This is a genomic window from Pirellulales bacterium, from assembly GCA_035939775.1.
Taxonomy (GTDB): domain Bacteria; phylum Planctomycetota; class Planctomycetia; order Pirellulales; family DATAWG01; genus DASZFO01.
Map to the genome: position 1 here is coordinate 1 of DASZFO010000054.1, position 11,191 is coordinate 11,191.

The following is an 11,191-nucleotide window of genomic DNA, read 5'->3' on the forward strand; positions in this document are numbered from 1 at the left end:
TGCGGAAGTGCATCGAGTTCGCGGCCGTCATCAAGGAGCATGGTGGCGATCGAATCGGCGTGCCGCGTTCAACGATCGCAAAGGAACTCGAAAAGAGTGGGGCATCATCCGGGTTCCAGTTACTTGCCGCGAGCGCCAAGATATTTGGCATTACCGAAGGGCACGGCGACACGCGACTGACGGCCCTCGCAAGAAGCTACTTCTTCCCCACAAATGAACGCGAATCGCGATCGGCCGAATTGGCGTTTATGATCGAGCCGCCAGTCTTCGCCGAATTGGTTAAGAGGCTGGACGGTGCCAAGCTGCCCAACACTTCGATCCTGTCCAACATTTTGTCGCAAATGGGCGTGACGGAAAGTTGGCGGATGCGCGCGGCGCAGATTTTTTCGAGCACTGCGGCAGAACTAAATGTGATCGACCGACTTGGCTTTTTGAGATATGAGGCAGCGTGCAATGCGGCAGCGCTGGGCGAACCGCGGCCGCAGCCACCAGAGAGGACGAATGACAATCAGAACGCCACGCAGCAGACGGCACCAACCCACGAGCCTGAGCAGAGAATCACTGCGAAAGGAAATGTTTGGGTCTACAGCGAAGGCGGCGGCACAGTGCGATTGGAGACCACAGACCCATTGCCACGAGAGCTTTGGGCGAGGCTGAAACGCTACGTGGAAGTTCTCAATCCATCACCTGAACAAACCAAGGAGGCAAATGATGGTAGTAAATGAGCGCGCAACGGGCACCACGGACCGAACCCGGTAGCGCAAAGCATAAAAGACACCCGCCCGCCCGGTTACTTTTGGCAAAGCAGACGCCGGGCGAGGCGGGAAGGTCCACCTGGGAAGGTGGTCCGTGTACTGGCGTACTTAAAGGGACTTTACATCCCTAGGAGCCGCTGTGTCAGCAGTGGATGGGTTCGATTCCTCCGCCTTCCGCTCAGAACCCACGTTTTCGATGATAGTTGATCGAGCCGTGCGGAGCAACACCGCACGGCTCCATTCTGATATCCGGTCGCCAGCGCTTTTAGCCGCTGCAAGCAATTCCTTGTGTTCTGCCGGTTGGAGCCGTAAGGTTAGAACCACGGCACGACTTTCCCCCTTGGCGAGTTTCGGACGGCCACGGCGGGTTTTCTTTTTTGCCATACATAAAATATAGCCCTCAGTTCAGAATTACGCAAGAATTCATTTGAGCCGCAGCATCCGCTAGAATGGCCCTTCATGGCCTCCCCCTCTCCCCGCCGCCCTTTTCACTACCGAGACGGGCGCCCATTCGTCGATGCCTCTCCGGCCCTCTGGTGGATCGTGGGGTTCATCATCATTTTTCTGTTGCTACTCATATGAGACTGCCCCGCTTCCAGTTCAGCCTGCGGACGCTTTTCGTGGTCGTCACGCTGTTGGCGATTTTCTGCGGAGCCGCCGTGTGGGTTGTCCAAGATCGGCAGCGGTTGATCCAAGAGCGCGATGGCGCAAGGTTCGACGCCGCTCGACAAAACCGGATAATGGATCAAATGATAAGAGAAACGCAACTTCTACAATGGCAATTGGATAGGCTAAAGGCAAACCAAGCGGCTGTCTCGCCCGGAAAATAATCGCCCTGTACACAAGAACGGACCACTACCCCCCGCCGCCGCTTCCAGTTCAGCCAGGCCGATCTGCTAGAATGAGCGCATGGACACGCCCGCGAATCAGCAGTTGAACCAGCCGCAACCGGACGGCTCCGAAGCGATGCCGAAGGTCAGGCCGGTTTTCCGTGTCCTCGGAATTGTGGCTTTCACGGTCCTGGCCGTCGCGAGCTTTGTCACGGCCATATCCATCGGCTTCCGCCAAGGCTTCTGGTCGGCTGCATGGAGCGCATATGCGGGTTTTGTGTTTGCCGCCATTGGCGTTTCCTGGTTTGCGACATTCCGCCGCGAACGAATGAAGCCGTGAATTCTCGCCCCTCCACCAGCAACACTTAATCCATCACCACCCAGCGTCGGCGGCCACTTGCGTGGGGCGGGCGTCGAGGTTAGCATTCGCAGGTCATCTTGCCGATGTTTTTCGGCCTGGCCGACCCGTGAATGCCGCTGCCGTGAGCCGCCTCGAATGAGCCTGCCGCTCCTTTTCAACCCTTGCCTCGGTGCGGTCGAATTGCCCGGCGGCGGCATCGACATGACGCCGTTTCTCGAGCTGTATGTCTTTTTGCTCGCCGGCTTTCTCGGCTACCAGATCATCACGAAGGTGCCGTCGCTACTGCACACGCCGCTGATGTCGGCCACCAACGCCATCTCCGGCATCTCGCTGGTTGGTTCGCTCGTCGCCGCCGGGGCGACCGAGCGCGGGGCGCTCAGCGTGACGCTCGGCTTCGTCGCCGTGGTCGCTGCCACGATCAACGTCGTCGGCGGGTTCATGATCACGGATCGGATGCTCAAGATGTTCAAGCGACAGGAAAAGAAGTGAGCGGCGAACCGTCGCGTCGCGGCACCTTATGAGCAGTCCCCTTATCCTGTTTGCCGATGCCACGACGCTGCTTGCCGGGCCGGTCTTCAGCAACGGCGATAACACCGCGAAAGTATACTTCGTCCAGATCGCGTATCTCATCGCCTCGGCGCTCTTCATCCTGGGGCTGAAGGGACTCACCGCGCCGGACAAAGCCCGCAACGGCATGCGCCTGGCCGCAGCCGGGATGCTCGCCGCCGTGATCGGCACGCTGTTGCACCACGACATCGTCAGCTTCACGTGGATCATTATCGGGCTGATCGTTGGCGGCGGGATCGGCGCGGCGATCTCGATCTGGATGCCGATGACGGCCGTGCCGCAACGGACGGCCATCTCGCATGCCTTCGGGGCGCTGGCCGCGACACTCGTCGGCATCGAGCATTACCAGCACACGCTGGCCACCGCCGGATTCATTCCGCGCTCGGAAATGGCGGCCTTGGGGTTCGAGGTCATGTTCGGCTCGCTCACGATAACCGGCAGCTTCATGGCCTTCGGCAAGCTGCAAGGTTTCGTGCCGAGCGCGCCGATCACGTACAGGTTTCAGAATCATTCGAATATCGGGCTGTTCTTCGTCGCCGTTTGCCTGTTCGTCGCGCTGGTGGCTGTGCCGTCGGACTCCGGCGCGCACGTGTTCTTGTTTTATCTGATGGTCGCGATCGGGCTGGCCGTTGGCGTGCTGATCGTGCTGCCGATCGGCGGGGCCGACATGCCGGTGGTCATTTCGCTCTTGAACTCGTATGCCGGGCTGGCGTCGTCGGCCACCGGCTTCGCCTTGCAGAACAACGTGCTGATCATCGCTGGCGCGCTCGATGGGGCGAGCGGCTTCATCCTTTCGATTCTCATGAGCCGTGCGATGAACCGCTCATTCGCCAATGTGCTCTTCGGGGCGTTTGGCAGCGCCGGAACGGCGGGGGGCGCGACCGAATCGCTCGAAGGAAAGATCGTCCGCAGCATCACGGTGGACGACGCGGCGATCCAATTGGCCTATGCCCGCAGCGTCATCGTCATCCCTGGCTACGGCATGGCAGTGGCCCATGCTCAGCACGAGGTCCGCGAGTTGGCCGAGCAGATCGAGCAGCGCGGCGGCGAGGTTAAATTCGCCATCCATCCGGTCGCCGGGCGAATGCCGGGGCACATGAACGTGCTCCTGGCCGAGGCCAATGTTCCCTACGACAAGCTGTTCGAGATGGACGACATCAATGGCGACTTCAATCACACTGACGTGGCCCTGGTGATTGGAGCAAACGACGTAGTGAACCCCGCCGCCCGCACCGATCCCGCCAGCCCAATCCACGGGATGCCGATCCTCAACGCCGACCACGCGAAGAACATCATCGTGCTCAAGCGGAGCATGAACCCAGGATTTGCCGGGATCGAGAACGCTCTATTCTACGACCCCAAATGCGCGATCCTGTTCGGCGACGCCAAATCGTCGCTCACGAAGCTAGTGGGAGCCGTGAAGGCGGCGTGAGAGGAAGGGGCTGGAGACTCGGGACTGGGGGCGAGGGCGGGTGGCCGGGGCGTGCACGCATGGAACGTCGATCCGTTCAACGGCATGTTGTCGAAATGCATCATCCGTTCTCGCCACAAGGGGCCCTGTATTCGTTCTTCACGTTGCTAAGTCGCGGCCTCGTCCTTGATTGAAGCGGACAATTCCCGCCACAACTGGCTAATCTCTGCTTTGGCATCGCAAGTGCTTTGAATTGCCTGATCGTATTCGGCGGTTCATCCCGTCAAGCCTCTTTTCTTGCAGCGGAGCGTGGCATGGGTGCAGGTAATGCAAGCCAGTGATCTTGTCGAACTTGCCGCGCTCATTTCGGCCGAGACCCCGGGGCTGCTTGGCCGCGGCGAGCGGATCTCCGCCGCCGGGATCGATGCCTATTGGACCGCGTCGAAGTGCCGGCTCGATCGTTGGTCGCGGCGGTTGAAGGATGCCGGCGACTCGGACGACCATGGAAGCGGCAAATCCGTCGCGCATGCCCGATCATGCACCGCGATTTGCGCCGAAATCCTCACGAGCGAGATTCTCACCCGTGTATGGACTGCCGCCGCGGCAACGTCGGACCAAATCGAGCTGACGAGTGATCTCGAGCCGATCGCTCAGAGCATCCTCTTCGGCCATCAAGAGGCGCGGCATCGAGCGTTGAATCTGATCGCGACCGGATTCGATCGGGAAGCAAGCGCCGCTGCACGCCTCGACAAGCTTCGCCGCGTGTGCGAGCGTTGGACTGATCTGTTGCTCGCTCCACTGACCGCGCTTTGCGACATTCGACATTTCGCCCACGATCCGACCCGAGTTGGCGACTTCGCCCAGGACCAACTGGACGAGGGCAATTCGCCCGCCGCGGCACGGGCGCGCGAAATCCTGGCCGCATCGATGCAATCGACCTTTCGGGGAGGGCCATTCTCTCTCAGCCCGAACGCCGATCTAAATAGCCGTATCGCGGCTGCCATCGTGGCGTGCCTCGGATCGGAATACTTCGAGGCGTCGGGAGTCAGGCCGGGAGGCCTGACCTACGGGTGGCTGTTCCAAGCGCGGATGTTGAATGCCGCCAGCGACGCTCAGCGGCTGGTCGAGGAGTTGCTCAATTCCCGGTAGCTGAATTCGCCAGAATTCAGACGCCATGCGCATTTCACGCTCTTCGGAATTCTGGCGAATTCCGCTACGTCCCGCTTGCCACATGTCACTTGCCACTTGTCACTTCAGCCGGCCCCTTTCTAGTCCCTGCATCGCCGAGTAGAATCTGCTACACAATTGCCGACTCTCGACCAGCAGGTGACTCGACATGGCCTACGACGTGACCTTGATTACCGGCGACGGGACCGGGCCGGAACTGGCCGAGGCGGCCCGCAAGTGCCTCGACGCCACCGGCATAAGGTTCAATTGGGACGTGCAGGAGGCGGGCATCGACGTGATGGCCCGCACCGGCACCCCGCTTCCAGACGCCGTGATGGAAAGCGTCAAGCGGACGCGCTGTGCCCTCAAAGCCCCGATCACGACCCCCGTCGGCACCGGCTTCCGCAGCATCAACGTCTACCTGCGGCACGCGCTCGGCCTCTACGCCTGCCTCCGCCCGTGCAAGCATTATCGGGGCGTGCGGACGTTCTTCGACCGCGTGCCGGTCGATCTGGTGATCGTCCGCGAGAATACTGAGAGCTTGTATGCCGGCATCGAATTCGAGCGCGGCAAGCCCGAGACGGCCGAGGCGATCCAATACATCAACGCCCATTCCAAGTCGGGCAAGATCAAGACGGGCGAGGATGAGACCGGCCTGACGATCAAGTCGATCAGCGTCTCGGCCACGCAGCGGATCGTCCGCTATGCTTTCGACTATGCCCGCAAGAATGGCCGCAAGAAGGTGACCAGCGTCCACAAGGCGAATATCCTCAAGTTTACCGACGGGCTGTTTTTGGAAACCTCGCGGCAAGTGGCTAACGAGTATCCCGATATCCAGTTCGAGGACCGGATTGTCGACAACATGTGCATGCAGCTTGTGCAAAAGCCGGAGCTGTACGATGTGCTGGTGCTGCCGAATCTATACGGAGACGTGCTGAGCGATCTGGCGGCCGGGCTGGTCGGCGGGTTGGGCGTCGCCCCCGGCGCGAACATCGGGCCGGAAGGGGCTGTGTTCGAGGCGACCCACGGCAGCGCCCCGAGATACAAAGGGCTGAACAAAGTGAACCCGACGGCCCTGATCCTCTCCGGCATGCTGATGCTCCGCCACCTCGGCGAACCAGCCGCCGCCGACCGGCTCGAAAACGCAGTCGCCGCCGTGATCTCCGAAGGCAAGCACGTCACCTACGACCTCAAGCCCCACCGCGACGACCCCACCGCCGTCGGCACGCAACAGATGGCGGAAGCGATCTGCGATGCGATCAAGAGTTAGGTGTTGATCAGGGAGGCGGAGCCAATCGGCGGCTGACGAGTCGGGTTCATAAATCGGTCCGCAGTACGCAAAGCGTGCTTGAACGTCCAGTCCCCAGCCTCTAATCCACACCGGCTTCAAATCTGATTTGACGGGTGCCATGGCCACTGCCCTGAGTGGCCATGCGCCACCGCGGTCATGCCCACGCCGAGCCGTGGGCATGGCACCCCAAAGTATCAATGCAGCATTGAAGCTCTACTAGCCCCCGATTTGAATCCTTCCAACTTCCGCGAGCTGGTTAGCGGGCGGCGCCGAGGCGCGGCGGCGGCGCTTCTGCGCGGTGCGCTGCGAGTCGCGGAGTTTCCGTACACATCTGCGATTCGCTGGCGGAATCGGCAATTCGATCGGGGGCGGAAAGCGATTGAACGAGCGGGCGTGCCGGTGGTGAGCGTGGGGAATCTAACACTCGGCGGCACCGGAAAGACGCCGCTGGTGGAATGGCTGGCCCGGTGGTTTCGCGCGCAGGACGTGCGAGTGGCAATCATCAGCCGCGGTTATGGTGCGGAGGCGGGGGCGCGGAACGATGAGGCGCTCGAATTGGAGCAGAGACTGCCCGACGTGCCGCACGTGCAGAACCCCGATCGCGTGGCAGCGGCGCGGATGGCGATCGAGGAGTTCGAGTCTCAGTTGATCTTGCTCGACGACGCCTTTCAGCATCGACGGATTCATCGCGATCTGGACGTCGTGCTGTTGGATGCGCTCGAGCCGTTCGGGTTCGGCCACGTCTTCCCGCGCGGCATGTTGCGCGAGCCGCTCTCGGGCTTGAGCCGGGCCGGCGTGGTCGCCCTCTCGCGAGCGAATCTGGTCGATGTAGCGAAGCGGGAGCGAATCAAGTCGGTCGTGCGGCGGAATGCGCCGGCGGCACTGTGGATCGAATGCGATCATGCGCCGCGGGGGCTGCAATCGGTCAGTGGGGTAACGGCGGAACTCAGTGCGCTGGCGGGCAAGCCGGTCGCTGCGTTCTGCGGGATCGGCAATCCGGATGGATTTCGGCGGACGCTCGAGCAGTGCGGGATTCAAGTGTCCGCGTTTCGCGAGTTTCCTGACCACTTCGCCTACCAGCGGGCCGACGTGGAATCGCTCTTGAACTGGGTGGCGGGTTTGTCCGTCGAAGCAGTGATCTGCACACAGAAAGACCTCGTCAAGTTGGGAATCGATCGCTTGGGTCCGCGGCCGCTATGGGCTTTCGCGATCAGCCTGCAAATCTCAACGGGCCAGTTGGCATTTGAATCTCGCTTGCAACAGATGCTGGCAATCGTCAAGCGATAGCTGCCAGTTTTTCGCGGCCGACGCTGCTAGCGTCGGCGACGACGGCACAAATTGCCGGAACGAATGAGGCGCACGAGGCGCTGCGACGCCCGACTGCTATTGGTTACCGCGCGCTAGCATTGGTATCCTTTCACCGCGTCTGAAGATATCCCGCCGCAAGCGGCGAGGCTAACGGGACCGACCTCAGACCTCCGATCCCCGACCCATGCTCACTGTCCTCATCCCGGCCAAGAACGAGCGGTTGAATATCCGCCCGTGCATCGAGTCGGCCCGGTCGATCGCCGACGAGATTCTCGTGGCCGATTCGGGTTCGACGGACGGCACTTTAGACATCGCGCGGGAGATGGGCTGCCGGATCGTCGAGCGCGAATTGGTCGATTTCTCCGATTTCAAGAATTGGGCAATCCCGCAGGCGAAGCATCCGTGGGTGTTGGTGCTCGATGCCGACGAACGGGTGACGCCCGAGCTGGCCGACGAAATCCGGCTGACCCTCGCCAATCCGCCGACGGAACTCGACGGTTATTGGATAGGCCGCGAGAACTATTTCATGGGGCAGCGAGTTCACCATTGCGGCTGGAACAGCGACGCCGTGTTTCGCCTGTTTCGCCGCGACGTGTGCCGCTACACCAATCGCCGCGTTCACGAAGCCGTCGCGGTCTCGCCCGGGCGTGACGGGCGGTTGGCGGCCAGGCTCCGGCACTACACGGTTTGGAACTACGATCGCTATCTGGCCAAGATGGCCCACTACACTCGTCTCGGCGCGATGGACCTGCACGACCGCGGCCGCCGCGCCGGCTTCGCCGGCATGTTCTTCCGCGTTCCGCTACGGTTCCTTCAGCTTTACATCTTCCGGCTGGGGTTTCTCGATGGGCTGACGGGATTGCAAATCTGCATGCTCACGGCCTTCACCGGTTTCTTGAAACAAGCGCGCCTCTGGGAAATCGACCACGCCCTGCCGCAGCCCGACCCCGAGGCGGAGCGAGAGCGACGCGCGGCATGATTAAAAATGCGTATGCCTGATATCGAGATCGCCATCTCCGTCACAACCTATCAGAAGCCGTGGCATCTGCGGCGGGCGTTGGCGTCGATCGCTGGGCAGCAAGGAGTCGACGGCAAGTTCGAGGTGGTGGTCACCGACGATGGCTCGACCGATGAAACGCCTCAGATTGTCGAGCGGTTTCGCCGCGGGGTCGATTTCCCGGTCCATTTCACGACTCACGAGCGCGCCGCCTTTCAAGTCTCGCGTTGCCGCAACGAAGGTGCGCGCGCCACAACGGCGCCGTATCTGCTTTTCGTCGATGGCGATTGCGTTTTACCGCCGGACCATTTGGCGATTCATCTAGCGCGCCGGCGACCCGGTCGAGCGATGCTCGGCGATTGCTATCGGATCGAAAAGGAAGTTTCGGAGACGCTGACCGAAGCCGGGGCGCAGCGCGGCGAATTCCTTGCCTGGCACGTCAACGGCGAGCGAGAGCGCCATGCCCGCCAACACCGCAAGGCCCGGCTATATGGTTTTCTGCGGCATTCACGGAAGCCGAAGCTGGTCGGCAATAATGTTGGCGTTTGGCGAAGCGATTTCGAGCGAGTCAACGGCTTCGACGAGAATTTCTGCGGCTGGGGACAGGAGGACGACGATCTGGGACTGCGGCTGCGCCGGGCCGGCGTGCGGCTCGATTCGATCCTCCATTGGACGCGGTCGTATCATCTTTGGCATCCGCGCGATCCCACCTCAACTTCCGCTTGGCGCGAGGGGACCAATGTGCCGTATTTCCTCCGCCGCGGTCAATTGACCCGTTGCCGCAACGGGCTGGTGAAACGACCGATCGCCGATTTGGCGATTCAAATCATCGGCAGATCCGCGGCGGACGAGCGCCTGGCTGAGTTGATGCAACCTATCGGCAGGGCGCTGACCGAGCGCCTCGCTCAAGCAGCGGCCGTGCGAACGCGGCCGGAGGTTGAGATTCTCGCACTTCCGGGCGCGGGGCAATTCAGCGGCCGCGCCGAATTCCAAATGCTCGTGCTTCTCGACAACGTCACGCCCAGCGCGCAAGTGCTGCGACAGGCCAATTTGATCGTCTCGGATTGCAGGCTGGCCGATCTAAACGGCACGCGGCAGTTTGGGCTAAACGAATTCGACCGAGCGCTCGACGCGATCGCGTGACACATTTTGTCGTAGTGGCACCCCACGATCACGCGCCCAGCCAATCAGTCGCGGAGCGCACCTCGACTCGCGGAATCACGAGTTCGCGCGGCACGAGGGCGGGCCAATAGGCGAACACTGGGCGGACGGCGCTGCGGCCGCTTGCGTACCCCGCCAGGCCAGGCGGACCGCTGGTGATGAGCGGGGCGAATTCGGCCGCGAACCGTTCGACCGCCTCGCGGCGCGGGTCGCGCGCAGCAACACGAAGCACCACCTCCCGCAAACCCGCGCGCAGCGGCTGCAATCCGGGCACGCCGTCGCCCGAGCCGAGACATTCGACGCAGGTTGCCTCCAACACATAACCGGCCGCTGCAACCCGATCCAAGATCATTTGCCCGCAAGCCTTCGCCTTCGCCACGCAGTCGGGGCCATAAACGAGCAATTGCCCGCTGGCGGTGAAGCCGGCCCGATAGGCAAGCGATAGCTTGAGGCAGTCCGGCGCCGGTCGGCCCGTCGCCCCTCGGACCGTAACGCGATCCGGCCCGGTTTCGGAGATTTCGACCGTGGTGAAATCGACATCGACGTCGGGTGTCAAGTAATGTGCGGGATCGCCGATCTCGTAGACAAGCTGCTCGGCGACCGAGTGGCGGTTGACGAGGCCCCCCGTGCCGGACGGTTTAGTGATCGTGGCCGTGGCATCGTCGTGCAGTTCAGCGATAGGATAACCGACGTTCGCTAGATCGAGGTTTCGCCAGTGACGATACAGCCCTCCGGTCACTTGGGCGCCGCACTCGATCAAATGCCCGGCAACGCTCGAGCCGGCCAGCCGATTCCAATCATCCCACGACCAGCCGAATTCATGCACCGCGGGTCCGACGGTGAGCGAGGCATCCGCGACGCGCCCTGTGATGACGATCCGCGCCCCGCTCGATAGCGATTGAGCGATCGGCTGCGCGCCCAAGTAGGCGTTTGCGGTGACGACTGGCGATTCGAGTTCCGCCAGCGGTTGGCCCGTTTCGAGATTCTCCAATCGGCAACCTGCGGCCTTGATCTCATCGAGTCGGCTATGCAAATCGTCTCCTTCGACGACACCGATCGGCAGGTCGGTCAATCCGGCATCCGCCAGCGCGCGTGCTGCCGATTGCGCGCAGGCCCGCGGATTCATCCCGCCGGCGTTCGTCACGATCCGCAGCTTCGGCTGCCGCAAAAGCGCCGGGCGCAAGCTGGCAAGCACCTTAATGAAATCCGCGGCATACCCGGCGGCAGGGTCCTTCTCGCGGAGCCGTGCCAGAATCGAAAGCGTCAACTCGGCCAAATACTCGAGCGTGAGATAATCGACCTCGGCCCCCTCGACTAACCGCCGCGGCGCATCGAGATTATCG

General features: G+C 62.0%; 10 protein-coding genes. 9 read left to right on the top strand and 1 reads right to left on the bottom strand.

The genetic code is table 11. From position 1 onward, the window contains the following. From VGY55_02520 to VGY55_02560, 9 genes are all read left to right on the top strand, one after another. On the top strand, positions 1–725 hold a 725-nt coding region (locus tag VGY55_02520; GenBank protein ID HEV2968834.1), incomplete at its 5' end, for a hypothetical protein. Positions 726–1,664: 939 nt separating this feature from the next. After that, a complete protein-coding gene (locus tag VGY55_02525; GenBank protein ID HEV2968835.1) occupies positions 1,665–1,925 on the top strand; it encodes a hypothetical protein in 261 nt (86 codons plus the stop codon). 156 nt (positions 1,926–2,081) lie between these two features. Beyond that, positions 2,082–2,435 (top strand): NAD(P) transhydrogenase subunit alpha, encoded by a 354-nt coding sequence (locus tag VGY55_02530; protein HEV2968836.1) that lies wholly within the window; start codon positions 2,082–2,084, stop codon positions 2,433–2,435. A gap of 28 nt (positions 2,436–2,463) precedes the next feature. Then, positions 2,464–3,945 carry an NAD(P)(+) transhydrogenase (Re/Si-specific) subunit beta gene (locus VGY55_02535; GenBank protein ID HEV2968837.1) on the top strand — a complete coding sequence of 494 codons (1,482 nt, stop codon included), beginning with the start codon at positions 2,464–2,466 and terminating at the stop codon, positions 3,943–3,945. A gap of 306 nt (positions 3,946–4,251) precedes the next feature. Then, the gene (locus VGY55_02540) at positions 4,252–5,073 is read left to right on the top strand and encodes a hypothetical protein (GenBank protein HEV2968838.1); all 822 of its coding nucleotides are present in this window, start codon (positions 4,252–4,254) and stop codon (positions 5,071–5,073) included. 187 nt (positions 5,074–5,260) lie between these two features. Further along, entirely contained in the window at positions 5,261–6,361 is a 1,101-nt protein-coding gene (locus VGY55_02545) for an isocitrate/isopropylmalate dehydrogenase family protein (protein ID HEV2968839.1), read from the top strand. Between the two features lie 177 nt (positions 6,362–6,538). Beyond that, positions 6,539–7,669 (top strand): tetraacyldisaccharide 4'-kinase, encoded by a 1,131-nt coding sequence (gene lpxK, locus VGY55_02550; protein HEV2968840.1) that lies wholly within the window; start codon positions 6,539–6,541, stop codon positions 7,667–7,669. Between the two features lie 205 nt (positions 7,670–7,874). Further along, on the top strand, positions 7,875–8,669 hold the full coding sequence (locus tag VGY55_02555) for a glycosyltransferase family 2 protein (protein HEV2968841.1): 795 nt from the start codon (positions 7,875–7,877) through the stop codon (positions 8,667–8,669). Positions 8,670–8,681: 12 nt separating this feature from the next. Continuing rightward, positions 8,682–9,830 carry a glycosyltransferase gene (locus tag VGY55_02560; GenBank protein HEV2968842.1) on the top strand — a complete coding sequence of 383 codons (1,149 nt, stop codon included), beginning with the start codon at positions 8,682–8,684 and terminating at the stop codon, positions 9,828–9,830. 28 nt (positions 9,831–9,858) lie between these two features. On the opposite strand, the gene VGY55_02565 is transcribed toward VGY55_02560, so the two are convergent. Then, a partial coding sequence (locus VGY55_02565; GenBank protein HEV2968843.1) for an acyclic terpene utilization AtuA family protein occupies positions 9,859–11,191 on the bottom strand: 1,333 nt, incomplete at its 5' end.

What these genes read in the sequence shown, in the direction of transcription:
- VGY55_02525 (HEV2968835.1), top strand. Translation starts at nt 1,665, where the DNA reads ATGGACACGCCCGCGAATCAGCAGTTGAACCAGCCGCAACCGGACGGC.
- VGY55_02530 (HEV2968836.1), top strand. Translation starts at nt 2,082, where the DNA reads ATGAGCCTGCCGCTCCTTTTCAACCCTTGCCTCGGTGCGGTCGAATTG.
- VGY55_02535 (HEV2968837.1), top strand. Translation starts at nt 2,464, where the DNA reads ATGAGCAGTCCCCTTATCCTGTTTGCCGATGCCACGACGCTGCTTGCC.
- VGY55_02540 (HEV2968838.1), top strand. Translation starts at nt 4,252, where the DNA reads ATGCAAGCCAGTGATCTTGTCGAACTTGCCGCGCTCATTTCGGCCGAG.
- VGY55_02545 (HEV2968839.1), top strand. Translation starts at nt 5,261, where the DNA reads ATGGCCTACGACGTGACCTTGATTACCGGCGACGGGACCGGGCCGGAA.
- lpxK (HEV2968840.1), top strand. Translation starts at nt 6,539, where the DNA reads ATGCCCACGCCGAGCCGTGGGCATGGCACCCCAAAGTATCAATGCAGC.
- VGY55_02555 (HEV2968841.1), top strand. Translation starts at nt 7,875, where the DNA reads ATGCTCACTGTCCTCATCCCGGCCAAGAACGAGCGGTTGAATATCCGC.
- VGY55_02560 (HEV2968842.1), top strand. Translation starts at nt 8,682, where the DNA reads ATGCCTGATATCGAGATCGCCATCTCCGTCACAACCTATCAGAAGCCG.